A 16,629-nucleotide genomic window follows, 5' to 3' on the forward strand; every position below is an offset into this window, starting at 1 on the left:
GCAACATGAAGGAAAACAACATGAGCAGTGCCCAGGAATCGCAAGCGACACCCGCGCCCTGGTGGAAATTCGGCTACGTCTGGCTGGTGATTGCGGGTCCCGCTGTCGTGGTGGTGGCCGGCTTTGCCACGCTCTGGCTTGCCCTGGCCAACCCGGAATCACTGGTGGCCGAGGACTATTACCGGCAAGGCATGGAGATCAACAAAACGCTCGCCGCAGAGAGGGAGAAATCCCTCATGCCGGCCGTGCAGGGTCGCAACCACGCAGCCACGCCGCCTGGTGCCACGCCGGCGCCGGCCGGACAGCGCTGAACCCCCTAAAGACGGAGACAGCCATGTGGAACCAGAAACTGATGTGGATCGTGTGGCCCGCGTTCCTTGGTGCTTGCGCGCTTGAGCTGCTTGTCTTTGCGGTGGTCGATCCGGGTGACCTGCACTGGTCTGGCCAGCCGCTGGGCCTTTCGCGGCAGGGCGTGTACACCGTGGCTTTTTTTGTATTCTGGATGGTGTGCATGGTGTCGAGTGCCTTGACCGCGCTGCTGGGCATGTCATCCGCCGAGGTCAACCGCTGTCCCATCCCGACAGGCGATCGCCCGGACAGTTGCCGCCCGCGCTAACAGAGAGACGGGTAGTCTGGCGCATTTCAGAACGGCATGGGCATGACCACCCTGTTCAAGGATCGCGCTGAAGCCGGTCGTGCATTGTCCGGCCATCTGCTGGCGTATGCGGGACGCGACGATGTCGTTGTGCTGGCCCTGGCACGTGGCGGCGTACCGGTTGCGTGGGAAGTGGCCCGCGCGCTGGTTGCTGAACTGGACTTGCTGGTTGTGCGAAAGCTGGGGGTGCCGAGCCGGCCCGATCTGGCTCTGGGCGCCATTGCCAGCGGCGGCGCAAGGTACATCGATCCCAAGGTGCTGGCTGCCAGCGGCCTGAGTCCGCAGCAACTCGAAGAGATCATCGCGACCGAGAGCCTTGAGCTGGCGCGCAGCGATGCGCTGTATCGCGGGTCACGGAAAGCTGCACGCATCGAAGATCGCACGGTCATTGTGGTGGACGACGGCCTGGCCACCGGGGCCTCGATGTGCGCTGCACTGATGGCTTTGCGAGCGGCCAAGCCAGCGTGGATTGTGGTGGCCGTGCCGGTCGCGCCTCCCGGTGCGCAGGAGTGGATCGGGACCGCGGCTGATGAATTTGTCTGCGCCCTGAGTCCGCCGGATTTCTGCGGTGTCGGGCACTGTTACAGCGACTTCGGACCGGTGGGCGACGAGACGGTACGCACGCTACTGGCCGCATCCTGAGGGCGCCCTGCTACGCCAGCCGGGTATTTTTGCCCGCCTCAGTGGTCGGCTGGCTTGTTGTCCGTCTCCGCGCGGATCACCAGCACCGGCACCGGGGCGAGCCGGATGACCTGTTCGGCACCGCTGCCCAGCAACATCCGACCGACGCCGCGCCGGCCATGGGTACCGACGACCACCAGGTCGGCTTTCCATTGCCTGGCGGCCTCGGCGACTGCCTCGGCGAGTCGCTCCCCCAGATTGTCGAAAAGCACCGTGTCCGCCTCCACGCCAGCAGCCTGGGCAATGGCCATGGCGTTATCAAGGATCTGCATCCCGGAGTCGCGCATGATCCGGGTCAGATCACCCGAATAGCCGCCAAACTGTTCATAACCGGTCAGGTAGCTCAGTTCTTCCAGCACATGAACAAGCCGCACCCGGCCGCCAGCATCCCTGGCGAGCTGCAACGCCGCTGTCAGGGCCTTGTTGGAGGTATCGCTCCCGTCGACGGGAACAAGTATCCGTTGGTACATATTCGACTCCTGGAAGGATGCAGTGAAGCGGAACCCAGTGTGTCGCGAGGGCGGGGGAAACCCATTGATGTGGGTCAACGGCCTTTGATCCGGGATCTGGCTACGAGGCTATTGATAATTAGGTATCACTGCTGTCCGGTTAAATGATATGCGCCGAGCCGGAGATCAAGCATTGGCGCGGCCTGTAGACTGATTTTGTTTGGTGCCGACTTGAACTTCTCTTGCCAAAAACCGAGTACTTTCCCGGGGTTGACTTCTCCGGGGAATGCACATGTATGTTGGAAAGACCCTGTTCGCCCAGGTCATGGAGTTCGTGCCGTGGACGAGCTTTGCTCGCATCGTGCATCGGTATCGAGGCAACGCGGGCGTGCGCGCCCTGTCGTGCGCCGAGCAGTTCCGCGCAATGGCCTTCGCGCAGCTGACTTGGCGCGAGAGCCTGCGCGACATCGAGGTCAGCCTGTCGGCCAACGCCTCCAAGCTGTACGCGATGGGCTTTCGCGTAGCGGTCAAGCGCTCCACGCTGGCCGACGCCAACGAATCGCGCGACTGGCGCATCTGGTTCGATCTGGCCGCCTTGCTGATCCGCCGCGCGCGCAAGCTGTACGCAAGCGACTCGCTCGGTGTCGAGTTGGACAACACGGTTTATGCCCTGGACTCCACCACCATCGATTTGTGCCTGTCCCTGTTCGACTGGGCGCCGTTTCGCTCGACCAAGGCGGCCATCAAACTGCACACGTTGCTGGACCTGCGCGGCTCTATTCCGGCGTTCATCCACATCAGCGACGGCAAGCTGCACGATGTGAACGTGCTGGACATGCTCAGCTTGGAGGCCGGCGCCTTCTACGTGATGGATCGCGGCTATGTGGACTTCGAGCGCTTGTACACCCTGCATCAGGCCGGTGCCTTCTTCGTGACGCGCGCCAAGTCGCCGATGGACGCACGACGGGTCTACTCGGCGCCTGTCGATCGCGACACGGGTGTGATCTGCGACCAACGCGTTATGCTCAATGGCTACTATTCGGCCAAGAAGTATCCCGAGCATCTGCGGCGCATTCGCTTCAAGGATCCCGAGTCGGGCAAGACGCTGGTCTTCCTGACCAACAACACCGCTCTGCCAGCGTTGACGATCTGCGCGCTCTACAAGAGCCGCTGGCAAGTTGAACTGTTCTTCAAGTGGATCAAGCAGCACCTGCGCATCAAAAAATTTCTGGGCACCAGCGAGAACGCGGTGAAGACGCAGGTGTGGTGCGCCGTGGCTACCTACGTGCTGATTGCCATCGTCAAAAAGGAGCTTCAACTCAATGCCTCGCTTTACACATGTCTACAGATCCTGTCGGTCTCGGTCTTCGAGAAAACCCAGCTTTCATGCGCCTTGCAGCCCGATAACTCTGGAACCGAACTACCAACCGACACTAACCAATTGATTTTGTTCAACTTTTAACCGGACAGTAGTGATTAGGTATAAAGTTTTACTGTCCGCATTCTGGCTAAAAAATGAATACTTTTAGTCATTGCTACACTGTGGTATGGATTTTTCTCCTATCGGTCGCCTGGACACAGCCTCACTGGCTGACAACCCCGGCAGCGCAGCAGCGCTGCTGGCGGGGGTGCTTGACTCGGCCATGGATGCCATCATCACGGTGGATGAGCAGCAAAAGATCATTCTTTACAACCGGGCGGCCGAAAAAATCTTCGGATGGCCGCAGCAGGATGTCATGCACCAGTCCCTGCAAAGGTTGATTCCCGGCCGTTTCCGGCAAGAGCACGCCGGACATGTTGAACGCTTCGGAACCACCGGCGTGACATCAAGGCGCATGGGCACGCGCAATGTGGTTTATGGCCTGCGGGCCAATGGGGAGGAGTTTCCCCTGGACGCGTCGATTTCTCAGCTTGATACGCCGGGCGGGAAGCTGTTCACGGTGATCCTGCGCGACATCACCGGCCGGTTGCTGGCGGAAGACGAGCACGCGCGGCTCGCGGCCCTGCTGGACTCCGCGATGGACGGAATCATCACCGTGAACGACGAGCAGCACATCGTGATGTACAACCGCGCGGCTGAAAAAATCTTTGGCTGGCCGAGCGGACAGGCCCTGGGCCAGCCGCTGGGCGAACTCATCCCCGAACGCTTTCGCGCCGGTCACTGTGAACATATCCGCCGGTTTGCGGCAACCGGCGTCACTTCCCGGCGCATGGGTGACGGCTCCGTGATTTACGGGGTGCGTGCCAACGGGGAGGAGTTCCCGATGGACGCTTCGATCTCACAACTCGACACGGCCGACGGAAAACTCTACACCGTGATCCTGCGCGATGTGAGCGAGCGGGTCCGGGCCCAGGAGGAGCGAAGTGCCTTTGCGGCTGCCGTGAATGCCGCGCGTGAGGAGGAAAAGACCCGGGTGGCGCGCGAGTTGCACGACGAGCTGGCGCAATCGCTGACGGCGCTGAAGATGGACACCATCTGGGTGCGCGACCACACGCTGACCGCGCCCGAAATGGCCACCGCCAAACTGACGGACATGCTGGCGATGGTGGACGGCATGGTGGCTTCCACGCGCCGTATCGCGGCGGACTTGCGGCCGCTGTTGCTGGACGACCTGGGCCTGCTGGCCGCCATCGAGTGGCTGGTCCACAGCTTCAGCCAGCGCACATGCGTGGCTTGCACCCTCTCGGCCGACGATGACCTGGAGCTGCAGGAGCCTTATGCCACTGCCGTTTTCCGCATTGTCCAGGAGGCGCTGGCCAACGTCGCCAAACACGCCGGGGCGACCGAAGTCGCCGTGGCCATCGGCAGCCTGCCGGGCGAGATCACGCTGTCGGTGCGCGACAACGGCAGGGGCTTTGTGACCGGGATGCCGCGCAAGCCGCAGTCGCTGGGGCTGATGGGTTTGCACGAGCGGGCGCAACTGCTCAACGGACGCGTCAGCATCGACAGTGCGCCCGGACAGGGCACAAGCGTCGGCGTGACCATTCCGCTGCCCGAAGCGGAGGCCGCTCCGTGATCAGGATCGTGATCGCCGACGACCACGCTATTGTTCGCGAAGGGCTCAAACGCATCGTTTCTTCGGTGAATGGCCTGCAGGTGGTGGGTGAGGCGGCCAACGGAGCCGAAGTCATGCAGCGGGTGCGTGAGTCCGAGTTTGATGTGCTGGTGCTGGACCTGTCCATGCCGGGCCGCAGCGGCATGGAACTGATCAAGCTGGTGCGCAGCGAAAAACCAAAGGTGCGGATTCTGGTGCTCAGCATGCACCAGGAGCTTCAGTATGCCGTGCGTGCCATCAAGTCCGGCGCCAGCGGCTACCTGACCAAGGAGAGCGCGCCGGGGCAACTGGAGCAGGCCATCCGCAAGATCGCTGCCGGCGGCGCCTTCATCAGCGCCGAAGTCGCCGAGCAGCTTGCCCTGAGTGCCATGCCGGGTGGCACCTCGGCGCCGCACGAGTCGCTGTCGAACCGCGAATTCGAGGTGTTCCGCCTGATTGCTGCCGGTGTTTCCGTGACGGACATTGCCGCGCGCCTGAAACTTTCGGTCAAGACCATCAGCACCCACAAGGCCAACCTGATGCAGAAGATGGGCCTGCAAAACCAGAGCGAGCTGATCCGTTATGCCATCAAGCACGGGGTGTCGGAGCCGCTGGAGCCCTGAGAGGCTGAGAGTCTTTTGTTCCTACCCGCTTATCACGCCAAAACGCACCCACTCATCGTTGCAAATGCGCGCCATAGCCCGAGCTATGGCTGTGCTTTGCGCCTCGATTGGGCACGTTTTGACGCGCTACTCGGGCACGACCAACAAACTCTCAGCCTCTGAGCCCGCTCATGACCGGCGCTTGACCTTCGTCAAGCTGCTGCCGGCGCCTGTCCCCTAAGGTGGCGGGATCGCAATGACCAAGGAGCCGGCCCATGAAAACAACCTTCACGCAGCTGCTCGTTCATCTGGACGCTTCGCCGCAGGCCGCGCAACGGCTCGAGGCGGCGTGCCGCATCGGTCAGTCCCACGCTGCGGCCGTGACCGGCCTTTACGCCGTGACACCCAGTTTCGTGGCGTTGCCCTTCGCGCCCGAGGTCGGTCCGGGCGTGGCGTCGGCCTTGCGCGAGATTGATGACGAGTTGCGTACGCGCGCCCGCGCCGCGTTCGACCGCGTGCTGGCCAAGCCCGGCATGCAGGCCGCCTGGGCCGAAGTGGGCGACGACCCCATCATCGGCGTCTTTGCCCAGCAGGCCCTGTACGCGGACTTGCTGGTGCTCGGTCAGCACGATCCGGCCAGCACACCGGCGACCGGGGTGCCGGTCGATTTTGCCGAGTCCGTGATGGTTGCCAGCGGCAAACCGGCCTTGATCCTGCCCTACATCGGTGTGTCATCGTCCATCGGCGACACCGTGGTGCTTGCCTGGAAACCGACGCGCGAGGCGGCGCGGGCGGTCAGCGCTGCGCTGCCCTTGCTGCAGCGGGCCAGGCGCGTGCACGTCCTTTCCTGGTCAGGCGCGGACGAGGCGGTGAGCGGCCAGCGGCTGGACCTGGACAGTTATCTCAAACTGCACGGCGTGGAAGCGACCTGGCACCGCGAGACAGGAGAGCCCGAGTTGCTCGGTGAGTTGCTGCTGTCGCGCGCCTTCGACCTGGAGGCCGACCTGCTGGTGATGGGGTGCTACGGCCACAGCCGCGCGCGGGAATGGGTGCTGGGCGGCACGTCCCGCACGGTGTTGCAGTCCATGACCCTGCCGGTGCTCATGGCGCACTGACGGAGCGGGTACGGCTGGACGCTTGGGACCGGCGGTGACCGGGGCGTTTTTGTGCTCGGACTATTCCTAGACGGCATAGGAGCTCGGGCCTTCCGAATCCGGACTACTCCGAGGCGTGCATTCAGCCGCTGCCTATGGCCGCAAGGCCCGGTCGCGGTCACAGTAGGGTCATGCTTTCAAACCAGGCCCCCCTCAAGGTTTTTATCGTTGATGACTCCGTCCTGATCCGGGACCGCGTCGCTGCCATGCTCGAAGCCAGCGCGATGAGCGTCGTGGGGCGAGCCGCCACGCCGCAGGATGCAATCGACGGCATCCTGGAGGCGTCGCCCGATGTGGTGGTGCTGGACGTCCAGCTCGACGGCGGTTCCGGCCTGCAGGTTCTGCGCGCCGTCCGCCAGGCCGCACCGGACATCGCCTTTGTGGTGTTCAGCAGCAATTCTGGCCCCGCCTACCGTAAACGTTATTTCGGGGAGGGCGCTGAAGCTTTCCTTGACAAAAACACCGAATTTGATCAGCTCGTGCAGACCGTGGCGAAAGCCTCCCGGTATGTCGCGTGCTGACGCCTGAGTCACCCAAGGAGGACCCCATGTCTACAGCCACCCTCGAAGCCGTCGTCGCCCCCATCCGCATCGTGCCCCGGCAAGCCGCTCCCGCCGCCGGATCGGTCGCGCCCCTCATGACACATTGCTCCACCTGCCACCTGCGGGACCTGTGCCTGCCCTGCGGCATGACGGGCAGTGACGTGGAGCGGCTGGATAGCCTGATGTTCAGCCGGCGCAAGGTGAAGGCGGCCCAGACGCTGTACCGTGAAGGGGACCGTTTCCAGTTCATCTATGCCGTGCGCAGCGGCACCTTCAAGTCCAGCCTGACCCTGGCCGATGGCCGTGAGCAGGTGGGCGGGTTTTACATGGCCGGTGAACTGATGGGCCTGGACGGGGTCGCCAATGGCGCGCACGCCAGCAGCACCACGGCGCTGGAAGACACCGAAGTCTGCGCCATCCCCTTTGCCCATTTCGCCGAAGTGGCGGCGAGCAACCCTGGCATGCAGCACGTGGTCACCCGCTTGATGAGCCGCGAGATCGTGCGCGAGCACAGCCTGATGGTGTTGCTGGGCAGCATGAATGCCGAGGAGAGGCTGGCGGCATTTTTGCTGAACCTGTCGCAACGCATGAAGGCGCGCGGCTATTCGGCCAGCGAGTTCCACCTGCGGATGTCGCGTGCCGAGATCGGCAGCTACCTCGGCATGACACTTGAAACGGTGAGCCGGACCTTTTCGGCCTTCCAGCAGCAGCGTCTGCTCGAGGTGGACAAGCGCCACATCCGCATCACCGACCTGGACGGCCTGACCCGGGCTTTTGAGACGCGCGTGCACTGAACGCGTGTTGAGCGGCGGGCCCTGTCATGAAGTACAAGGACTATTACGCCGCGCTGGGTGTGCCGCGCGATGCGGACACCGAGCAGATCAAGAAGGCCTACCGCAAGCTCGCGCGCCAGCACCATCCCGACGTCTCCAAGGCGCCTGATGCCGAGGCCCGCTTCAAGGAAGCGGGGGAGGCCTATGCAACGCTGAAAGACCCCGAAAAACGTGCGGCCTACGACCAGTTGGGCCGCCGTCCCGCCGGGGAGGAGTTTGCGCCGCCTCCGCAGTGGCGTCATGATTTCGGTGCGGACGGCCAGGGGTTTGAGGGTGTTGACCTCGCCGACCTGCTGGCCGCCATGGGGCGGGGGCGCAGGCCGTCCCGGGGGCCGGTGCCGATGCACGGCCGGGATTATGAAACCAGCGTCCGCATCACCCTGGAAGACGCGCACCATGGGGCAAGCGTCAAGCTCGATCTGGCCGATGAGGAAGGCGGACGCACGCTCGAAGTCACCATTCCTGCAGGTGTGACCGAAGGCCAGAAGCTGCGGCTGCGCGGCAGGGGCGGAAAGGGTCACAACGGCGGGACCGATGGCGATATTTACCTTCACATCACGCTCGCACCGCACCGGGTGTTTCGTGCCGACCACCATGACCTGTACTTTGACCTCGCGCTGGCGCCCTGGGAAGCGGCGCTGGGTGCGGACGTGGAGGTGCCGACGCTGGACGGCCCGGTGCTGCTCACCGTGCCACCGGGGACACATTCGGGCCGCAAGCTGCGCCTGCGGGGACGGGGCCTGGCCGACGGCCACAGCGGCCGCGGCGACCTGTACGCCACCGTGCGCATCGATGTGCCAGCCAACCTGACCGAGCGGGAGCGCGAGCTTTTCGGGGAGCTGGCGAAGGTCTCGCGTTTCAACCCGCGCGCAGCTGCGGGCAAGGAGAAGTTTCATGGAACAACAGCTGCTTGACGTCGCATGGCTCGACGCACGCGAGGCCGTGACCCTGGCTGAACTCGCGCAAATCTGCGCCATGACTGTGGCCGAGCTCGACGAACTGATGGACTATGGCGTCCTGGTGCCGATGGAGGAGGTCCGGCAGGAGCGCCTGTTCAGCGCCGAATGTGTGATGCCACTGCGCACGGCCGGCAAGCTGCGCCAGGACTTCGACCTGGACCTGTTCACGGTCGGTCTCCTGCTGGGCTACCTGAACCGCATCGAGGCGCTGGAGCGGCAGGTCCGGTCCTTGCAGGCGCACCTGCCCGGCAACGCGTCCGTGGAGCGGCGCTAGCGCCGGCGGGCATCAGCGTTTTTTTTTGCCGGGAACGCTGCAGAACTGGTCGTAGAGCACTTTCATCACGTCAAGCGCCTGCGGGCTGTCGATGCGGTAATAAATGGCCTTGCCGTCACGGCGGGTGCTGACCAGGCCTTCGTCGCGCAACACGCCCAACTGCTGCGACAGGGTGGGTTGCAGGATGCCGACCGATTCCTCGAGTTCGCCCACACGCATCTCGCCTTGTGCCAGCTGGCACAGCAAGAGCAGGCGATCCGGATTGGACAGCACTTTCATCAGACGGCAGGCAGCATCGGCAGAACTGCGCAGGCTGCCGAGATCCATCACAGTGTCTGCGGGCATGGGAGGCACTCCTTTTGATTTGCGACAATGATATTATATTGACAAATATAATGTATGTAAATAGAATGTCTGAATCGAAACAGATCAAGCCGGAAAACAGACATGACACCTATTGTCAAAAGCTTTTTTGACCCCGCTACCTGGACCATCAGCCACGTGGTCCATGAGACGGAAGGCGGGGCCTGCGCCATCATTGATGCGGTGCTTGACTACGACGCCAGGTCCGGCCGCACCCGGACCACGTCCGCCGACAAGCTGGCGGCTTTCGTGCAGGAAAACAAGCTGCAGGTGGCATGGATCATGGAAACCCACGCCCATGCGGATCACCTGTCGGCGGCACACTACCTGCGCCGGAAGCTGGGCGGAAAAATCGCCATCGGGGCGGCCATCACGCAGGTGCAGACCACCTTCAAGCGCATCTTCAACCTCGAGCCCGGGTTCCAGGCCGACGGCCGCCAGTTCGACCGCCTGCTGCAGGACGGTGAGACCCTGGCGATCGGTGCGCTCCAGGTCCGGGCCCTGTCGGTGCCTGGCCATACGCCGGCCTGCATGGCCTACCTCATCGGCGATGCCGTGTTTGTGGGTGATACCCTGTTCATGCCCGATGTCGGCACGGCGCGTTGCGACTTTCCCGGCGGGGACGCCTCCGCCCTGTACCGGTCGGTGCGCAGGCTGCTGAGCCTGCCGCCTGAAACCCGCCTGTTCATGTGCCACGACTACCCACCCGAGGGCCGGTCCCCCGTCTGGGAAAGCACGGTCGCCGAGCAGCGCGCGAAAAACATCCATGTCCATGACGGGGTGAGCGAGGGCGAGTTTGTGAAGATGCGCACCGCCCGGGACGCCACGCTCGACATGCCCACCCTGATCCTGCCTTCGGTGCAGGTCAATATCCGCGCCGGCGAGATGCCACCTGCCGAGGACAACGGGGTGTCTTATCTCAAGATTCCGCTCAATGCGCTGTGATCGGGTGCTGCTCTTTCATCCGGGACGGGGCGGCGCGCTGCCGGAAAAGCGGCGGGAGATTGATATGAAGCAAGTTCAGAAACAGCGCCTGAACCGAATATTGAAAAACAGGCTGCCGCTCCGGAGGCTGACGCTCAGCAGCCTCGGGCAGGTCAAAGGACAAATAATGAAGATGAAGAAATTGCAGGTCCCCATGTTTCAGGTGCTGGCCGTGGTGCTGGGCCTGGCGTTCAGCGCAGGCCCGGCGCGCGCCGTCACGGCCGTCGAGGTGCCGGTGGTGCAGATCCGGGCGAAGGCGGTGCCCACGGGCTTCGAGCTCGACGGTGTGGTCCAGCCGGTGCAGCAAAGCACCTTGTCGGCGCAGGCGTCGGGACGGGTGGCCTCCCTGCTGGTAAAGGCGGGTGACCGTGTTCGTGCCGGGCAGTTGCTGGCCACCATTGACGATCGCGAGACCCAGACCGGCGTGCAGCGCAGCCAGGCGCAGGTGGCGCAGGCCGAGGCCGAGTTGCGCAATGCACGGGCCAACGCCGAGCGCTCGCGGGAGTTGCAGGCCATGGGTTTTGTCAGCAAGGCCGCCCTCGACACCGCCAACACGCAGCTCAACGCCGCGCAGGCCGGACGCGACCAGGCCGCCGCGGGTTCCCGCCAGTCGGCACTTGCGCAGGGTTTCACGCGCGTGACCGCTCCGTATGACGGCTGGGTGTTGCAGACCCTGAGCGAAGCGGGCGACCTGGCCATGCCGGGCACGCCCCTGCTGACGCTGTATGCGCCGCTGCCCTTGCGTGCCGTCGTGCAGGTGCCGGCGACGCTGGGCGGCATCGCCCGGTCGGCCAGCCGGGTGGAAATCCAGGGCCCGGCCGGCAAGGCCGGGCCGCAGTGGCTGGTGCCGGTGGCGCGCAGCGTGTTGCCCTCGGCGGACCCGGTATCCCAGACCGTCGAGTGGCGGCTGGAGCTGCCGACCGCCGGCGCGGAGGGCCTGGTGCCCGGCCAGCAGGTGCGTGTGCGTTTTGTCGGCGGCGCGTCCGAGCGCATGGTGGTGCCGGCCTCGGCCGTGGTCCGGCGCGGTGAATTGACCGCGGTGTATGTCGTGGCCGGGCAGGGTTTTGCGCTCAGGGCGGTGCGGCTGGGCCCCGACCACGGCGCGGCCGGCGTGGAAGTGCTGGCGGGCCTGACCGCCGGTGACAGCGTGGCGCTGGACCCGGTGCGTGCCGGCCTCTCCGGTGCCCGTCCGCAAACCGCTGCGCGCTGAGGTGGCCATGAACGATCCCACCTCTTCCGGTTCCACCCGCCTCGGCGCCTCAGGCCGCATGGCGGCGGCCTTCCAGTCCAATGCCATCACCCCGTTGCTGGCCCTGATGGCCCTGCTGCTGGGCCTCTTTGCCGTGCTGGTCACGCCGCGCGAGGAGGAGCCGCAGATCAACGTGACCATGGCCAATGTGCTGATCCCGTTTCCCGGGGCCAGCAGCGAAAACGTGCAGAACATGGTGGCCCGTCCCGCCGAGCAGGTGCTCAGCCAGATTGCCGGTATCGAACACACCTACTCGGTGGCCCGGCCCGGCCTGGCCGTGCTGACGGTGCAATTCAAGGTGGGCGTGCCGCGCACCGAGGCGCTGGTGCGCCTGTACGACGTGCTCAACGCCAACCAGGACTGGCTGCCGCGTGACCTGGGCACACTCGCGCCCATCGTCAAGCCCAAGGGCATCGACGACGTGCCGGTGCTGGCCGTCACGCTCTGGAGCGGCGATGCGCTGGCCGCCAACGATCTCGAACGGGTGGCGCGCACCCTGGAGATGGAACTCAAACGCGTGCCGGGCGCGCGCGAGGTGCAGACCATAGGCGGCCCGGGCCGGGCCGTGCATGTGTGGCTGGACCCGGTGCGCCTGCGCGAACGCGGGGTCGATGTGCTGGGGCTCAAGCAGACGCTGGCCGCTGCCAATTTCGGCATGCCTTCGGGTTCGGTGCTGGACCCTTCGGGCCCGACCCCGCAGATGCTCAGCGTGGAGACCGGCGAGTTTCTCTCCTCCGCGGAGGAGATCGGTTCCCTGGTGGTTGGTGTCAGCAACGGCAAGCCGGTTTATCTGAGCGAGGTGGCCCGCATCGAGGCCGGTGCCCAGTTGCCGCAGCGTTATGTGTGGTTCACGCCGGGCGCGGCCGTGACGCAGGCCGGCCCGACGGCCACGGCGCCACCGGCAGCGGGGCAGGTTTATCCGGCGGTGACGCTGACCGTGACCAAGAAGCCCGGCGAAAACGCCGTCGATGTGGCGCGTGCCGCCAATGCCCGCCTGGCGGAGTTGCGCAACACGGTGATCCCGGCCAACATCCAGACCACCGTCACGCGTGACTATGGCGAGACTGCCGCGGAAAAAGCCAACAAGCTGATCCAGAAGCTGGCCTTTGCCACAGGTTCGGTGATTTTGCTGGTGGGTTTCGCCCTGGGCCGGCGCGAGGCGGTGATCGTCGGCGCCGCCGTGATCCTGACGCTGATGGCCACGCTGTTTGCCAGCTGGGCCTGGGGCTTCACGCTGAACCGCGTGTCGCTGTTTGCACTGATTTTTTCCATCGGCATCCTGGTGGACGATGCGATTGTGGTGGTGGAGAACATCCACCGGCACCAACAGCTCTTTCCGGAGAAGTCGCTGGCCGACATCATTCCCGGTGCGGTTGACGAGGTCGGTGGGCCGACCATCCTGGCGACCCTCACGGTGATTGCCGCACTGCTGCCCATGGCCTTTGTGAGCGGCCTGATGGGCCCCTACATGAGCCCGATCCCGATCAACTCCAGCCTCGGCATGGCGATCTCGCTGGCCATTGCCTTTACCGTCACGCCCTGGCTGGCGCTCAAGCTCATGAAGTCGCATGGTCCGGGGCACGGCCACGAGGCCGCGGCAACCCCTGGCGGGCTGGGCCCCAAGCTGCAACGCTTTTTCACACGCGTCCTGACGCCACTGCTCGACAGCGCGCGCAAGCGCTGGCTGCTGCTGGCCGGCATCCTGGTGGCCTTGCTGCTGTCGGTCGGGCTGACCATGGTGCAGTGGGTGGTGCTCAAGATGCTGCCCTTTGACAACAAGAGCGAGTTCCAGGTGGTGGTGGACATGCCAGCCGGCACGCCGCTGGAAAACACCGCGGCCGCCCTGCACGAGATGGGGACGTTTCTGGCGCAGCAGCCCGAAGTGCGCGACCTGCAGGGCTATGCCGGCACCGCCAGCCCGATCACCTTCAACGGCCTGGTGCGCCAGTACTACCTGCGTGCCGAGTCCGAGCAGGGGGACCTGCAGATCAACCTGGTGGACAAGGCACACCGCAGCGACAAGAGCCACGTGATCGCCCAGCGCCTGCGCCCGGAACTGGAAAAAATCGGCGCGCGCCATCAGGCCCGGGTCAAGGTGGTGGAAGTGCCGCCCGGCCCGCCGGTCATGAGCCCGCTGGTGGCCGAGGTCTACGGTCCGGACGAGGCCGGCCGCCAGGCGCTGGCCCGGCGCATCGCGGCTGCCTTTGCGGCCACGCCCGACATCGTCGGCATCGACACCTCGCTCAAGGAAGACGCGCCGCGCGCCCAACTCACGGTACGCCGGCAACGCGCCGAGTCGCTGGGCATTCCGGTGGCGGCGATTGCCCAGACGGTGCAGGGTGCGCTCTCGGGTGCGGATGCCGCCTACATGCACGATGGCCAGTCCAAGAACCCGGTGCCGGTTCGCCTGCAATTGCCGCTGGACAGCCAGGTCGGGCTCGATGCCTTGCTGGCCCTGCCCATGAAGGCCGCCAACGGCCGCATGGTGCCGCTGTCGGAGCTCGTGCGCGTGGACCGGGGCGTGATCAACAAGCCGCTGTTCACCAAGGACCTGCAACCTGTCAGTTATGTGTTCGGCGACATGGCCGGCAAGCTCGACTCGCCGCTGTATGGCCTGTTCAGCATCCGGCCCAAGCTGGCGCAGGCGGCCCTGCCCAACACCGGGGAGCTGGGCGAATACTGGATCAGCCAGCCCTCCGATCCTTACCGGCAGTACGCAGTCAAGTGGGACGGCGAGTCGCAGATCACCTATGAGACTTTCCGCGACATGGGCACGGCCTACGGTGTGGGCCTGATCCTGATCTACCTGCTGGTGGTGGCGCAGTTCAAGAGTTACCTGGCGCCGCTGGTGATCATGGCCCCGATTCCGCTGACCATCATTGGCGTGATGCCGGGGCACGCGCTGCTCAACGCCCAGTTCACGGCCACCAGCATGATCGGCATGATCGCGCTGGCCGGCATCATCGTGCGCAACTCCATCCTGCTGGTGGACTTCATCGAGCTGCAGGTCGCGCAGGGCATGGCCTTCAAGGAGGCCGTGGTGAGTTCGGCCGCCGTGCGCGCCCAGCCAATTGCGCTGACCGGCCTGGCCGCGATGATTGGCGCCTTTTTCATCCTGGACGATCCCATCTTCAACGGCCTGGCGATTGCGCTGATCTTCGGCATCCTGGTGTCCACGCTGCTGACGCTGGTGGTCATTCCGGTTCTCTATTTCGCGCTGTACCAGCATCGGGTGGGCCCGCCTGCCGCGCGCAGTGAAGCCGCCTGAGTGACGGACTGATTCTTCAACCCGAACCAAGGAGACATGACATGGCCAAAATCATCATCATGGGCGCCGGCTTAGGTGGCATGCCGGCTGCCTACGACATGCGCGAGCTGCTGCCGCCCGAGCACCAGATCACGGTGGTCAGCGCGGTGGATTACTTCCAGTTCGTGCCTTCCAACCCCTGGGTGGCGGTGGGCTGGCGCAAGCGGGACGACATCGTGCTGAAGATCGCCCCCCTGCTGGAGCGCAAGGGCATTGCCTTTGTGCCCAAGGCTGTCACCGCCATCGACGCCGAGGCCAGGCGCCTGACGCTGGAAGGCGGCGACAGCCTGGACTACGATTACCTGGTGATCACCACCGGACCCAAGCTCAGCTTCGACGAGGTTCCCGGCGCCGGTCCCCACGGCGGGCACACCCATTCCGTGTGCACCGTGGGACATGCCGAGGCATTCTGGGCGGAGTACCAGGAGTTTCTCAAAAGCCCTGGCCCGGTCGTCATCGGCGCCATGCCGATGGCCAGCTGCTTCGGGCCGGCCTACGAGTTTGCCTTCATCCTCGACGCCGACCTGCGCAAGCGCAAGCTGCGTCACCTGGTGCCCATCACCTTTGTGACCAGCGAGCCCTACATCGGCCACCTGGGCCTGGGCGGTGTCGGCGACAGCAAGTCCATGATGGAGTCGGAGATGCGCGGCCACGACATGAAGTGGATCACCAACGCCAAGACCACGCGTGTCGAGGACGGGAAAATGTTTGTCACCCAGGTCGATGACCTCGGCAATGTGTACAAAGAGCATGAAATCCCGTTCAAGCTGTCCATGATGCTGCCGGCCTTCAAGGGCGTGGATGCGGTGGCAGCGGTGCCGGGGCTGTGCAACCCGCGCGGTTTTGTGCTGATCGACGAACACCAGCGCAGCAAGGCCTGGCCCAACATCTTTGCGGCCGGCGTCTGCGTGGCCATCCCGCCGGTGGAGGTCACGCCCGTGCCGACGGGCGCGCCCAAGACCGGTTACATGATCGAGACCATGGTCACCGCGAGCACCCACAACATCGCCGACGAGCTTGCCGGCCGGCCGGTGCAGGCCAAGGCCACCTGGAACGCGATCTGCCTGGCCGACATGGGCGACACCGGGGCCGCCTTTGTGGCCCTGCCGCAGATACCACCGCGCAACGTGAACTGGTTCAAGAAGGGCAAATGGGTGCACCTGGCCAAAATCGCGTTCGAGAAGTATTTCATCCGCAAGATGAAAACCGGCAACTCGGAGCCGGTGTATGAGAAGTACGTGCTCAAGCTCTTGGGCATCGTGCGCCTGAAATAGAACCCGTTTTTTGTTTTTGTTTTTTTAACTCCTGGAGAATTTCATGACTGTCGAACGTTACATCCGCATCATTGCCGGCCTGTTCATCCTGGTGTCCCTGGCGCTCGGCGTTGAGGGCAGCCCGCTGTTCGTGAGCAAGTGGGCCCTGGCCTTCACCGCCTTTGTGGGCTTCAACCTGTTCCAGTTCGGGTTTACCAACGTGTGCCCGCTCGGCTTCATCCTCAAGAAGCTGGGCGTGCCCGAGTCCCGCGTCTCCTGCGGCGCCTGA

18 protein-coding genes are annotated in these 16,629 nt (G+C 64.6%); 16 read left to right on the forward strand and 2 right to left on the reverse strand.

What is annotated here, in order from left to right; genetic code table 11:
• Positions 1–5 precede the first annotated feature (5 nt).
• Genes B7G53_RS02745 through B7G53_RS02755 form a run of 3 tightly spaced genes read left to right on the forward strand, consistent with a single transcriptional unit; the run spans position 6 to position 1,297 of the window.
• Positions 6–311 carry a FixH family protein gene (locus B7G53_RS02745; RefSeq protein ID WP_096663183.1) on the forward strand — a complete coding sequence of 102 codons (306 nt, stop codon included), beginning with the start codon at positions 6–8 and terminating at the stop codon, positions 309–311.
• A 23-nt stretch (positions 312–334) separates the two neighbouring features.
• Complete coding sequence (locus B7G53_RS02750) at positions 335–616, forward strand: hypothetical protein (RefSeq protein WP_096663187.1); 282 nt, start codon at positions 335–337, stop codon at positions 614–616.
• Between the two features lie 42 nt (positions 617–658).
• Entirely contained in the window at positions 659–1,297 is a 639-nt protein-coding gene (locus B7G53_RS02755) for a phosphoribosyltransferase (protein ID WP_096663832.1), read from the forward strand.
• 38 nt (positions 1,298–1,335) lie between these two features.
• Here the strand turns inward: B7G53_RS02755 and B7G53_RS02760 are convergent, their stop codons facing one another.
• Positions 1,336–1,806 (reverse strand): universal stress protein, encoded by a 471-nt coding sequence (locus B7G53_RS02760; protein ID WP_096663190.1) that lies wholly within the window; start codon positions 1,804–1,806, stop codon positions 1,336–1,338.
• Between the two features lie 271 nt (positions 1,807–2,077).
• On the opposite strand from B7G53_RS02760, the gene B7G53_RS02765 reads away from it, so the two are divergent.
• The 8 genes from B7G53_RS02765 (at position 2,078) to B7G53_RS02800 (ending at position 9,184) form a co-directional block, all read left to right on the forward strand.
• Entirely contained in the window at positions 2,078–3,247 is a 1,170-nt protein-coding gene (locus tag B7G53_RS02765) for an IS4 family transposase (RefSeq protein WP_141396277.1), read from the forward strand.
• Positions 3,248–3,332: 85 nt separating this feature from the next.
• Positions 3,333–4,802: a PAS domain-containing sensor histidine kinase gene (locus B7G53_RS02770; RefSeq protein WP_096663193.1), complete on the forward strand. Its 1,470-nt coding sequence runs from the start codon at positions 3,333–3,335 to the stop codon at positions 4,800–4,802.
• Positions 4,799–5,443: a response regulator gene (locus B7G53_RS02775; RefSeq protein ID WP_096663196.1), complete on the forward strand. Its 645-nt coding sequence runs from the start codon at positions 4,799–4,801 to the stop codon at positions 5,441–5,443. Before B7G53_RS02770 ends, B7G53_RS02775 begins: the two co-directional genes overlap by 4 nt.
• A gap of 254 nt (positions 5,444–5,697) precedes the next feature.
• Positions 5,698–6,537, forward strand: coding sequence for a universal stress protein (locus B7G53_RS02780; RefSeq protein ID WP_096663199.1), 840 nt, complete (start codon positions 5,698–5,700; stop codon positions 6,535–6,537).
• A 245-nt stretch (positions 6,538–6,782) separates the two neighbouring features.
• Entirely contained in the window at positions 6,783–7,097 is a 315-nt protein-coding gene (locus B7G53_RS02785) for a response regulator (protein WP_441338958.1), read from the forward strand.
• Positions 7,098–7,123: 26 nt separating this feature from the next.
• Positions 7,124–7,912, forward strand: coding sequence for a fumarate/nitrate reduction transcriptional regulator Fnr (gene fnr / locus B7G53_RS02790; RefSeq protein WP_096663204.1), 789 nt, complete (start codon positions 7,124–7,126; stop codon positions 7,910–7,912).
• A gap of 26 nt (positions 7,913–7,938) precedes the next feature.
• Positions 7,939–8,865: a DnaJ C-terminal domain-containing protein gene (locus B7G53_RS02795; RefSeq protein ID WP_096663207.1), complete on the forward strand. Its 927-nt coding sequence runs from the start codon at positions 7,939–7,941 to the stop codon at positions 8,863–8,865.
• Positions 8,846–9,184 (forward strand): chaperone modulator CbpM, encoded by a 339-nt coding sequence (locus tag B7G53_RS02800; protein WP_096663210.1) that lies wholly within the window; start codon positions 8,846–8,848, stop codon positions 9,182–9,184. The genes B7G53_RS02795 and B7G53_RS02800 overlap by 20 nt, the downstream gene beginning before the upstream one ends.
• 12 nt (positions 9,185–9,196) lie before the next feature.
• On the opposite strand, the gene B7G53_RS02805 is transcribed toward B7G53_RS02800, so the two are convergent.
• Positions 9,197–9,529 carry an ArsR/SmtB family transcription factor gene (locus B7G53_RS02805; RefSeq protein ID WP_096663213.1) on the reverse strand — a complete coding sequence of 111 codons (333 nt, stop codon included), beginning with the start codon at positions 9,527–9,529 and terminating at the stop codon, positions 9,197–9,199.
• Between the two features lie 102 nt (positions 9,530–9,631).
• Here B7G53_RS02805 and B7G53_RS02810 point away from each other — a divergent pair, with 102 nt between their 5' ends.
• The 5 genes from B7G53_RS02810 to B7G53_RS02830 all read left to right on the forward strand — a co-directional run bounded on the left by B7G53_RS02810 (position 9,632) and on the right by B7G53_RS02830 (position 16,629).
• Positions 9,632–10,492, forward strand: a complete 861-nt coding sequence (locus B7G53_RS02810; RefSeq protein WP_096663216.1) for an MBL fold metallo-hydrolase — start codon at positions 9,632–9,634, stop codon at positions 10,490–10,492.
• Between the two features lie 166 nt (positions 10,493–10,658).
• Positions 10,659–11,741, forward strand: a complete 1,083-nt coding sequence (locus B7G53_RS02815; protein ID WP_096663219.1) for an efflux RND transporter periplasmic adaptor subunit — start codon at positions 10,659–10,661, stop codon at positions 11,739–11,741.
• A 7-nt stretch (positions 11,742–11,748) separates the two neighbouring features.
• Positions 11,749–15,048 carry an efflux RND transporter permease subunit gene (locus B7G53_RS02820; protein ID WP_096663835.1) on the forward strand — a complete coding sequence of 1,100 codons (3,300 nt, stop codon included), beginning with the start codon at positions 11,749–11,751 and terminating at the stop codon, positions 15,046–15,048.
• A gap of 41 nt (positions 15,049–15,089) precedes the next feature.
• The gene (locus B7G53_RS02825) at positions 15,090–16,361 is read left to right on the forward strand and encodes an NAD(P)/FAD-dependent oxidoreductase (RefSeq protein ID WP_096663222.1); all 1,272 of its coding nucleotides are present in this window, start codon (positions 15,090–15,092) and stop codon (positions 16,359–16,361) included.
• Positions 16,362–16,404: 43 nt separating this feature from the next.
• Complete coding sequence (locus tag B7G53_RS02830; protein WP_096663225.1) at positions 16,405–16,629, forward strand: YgaP family membrane protein; 225 nt, start codon at positions 16,405–16,407, stop codon at positions 16,627–16,629.

The sequence above is a fragment of the Polaromonas sp. AET17H-212 genome, assembly GCF_002379085.1.
Classification (GTDB): domain Bacteria; phylum Pseudomonadota; class Gammaproteobacteria; order Burkholderiales; family Burkholderiaceae_C; genus Polaromonas.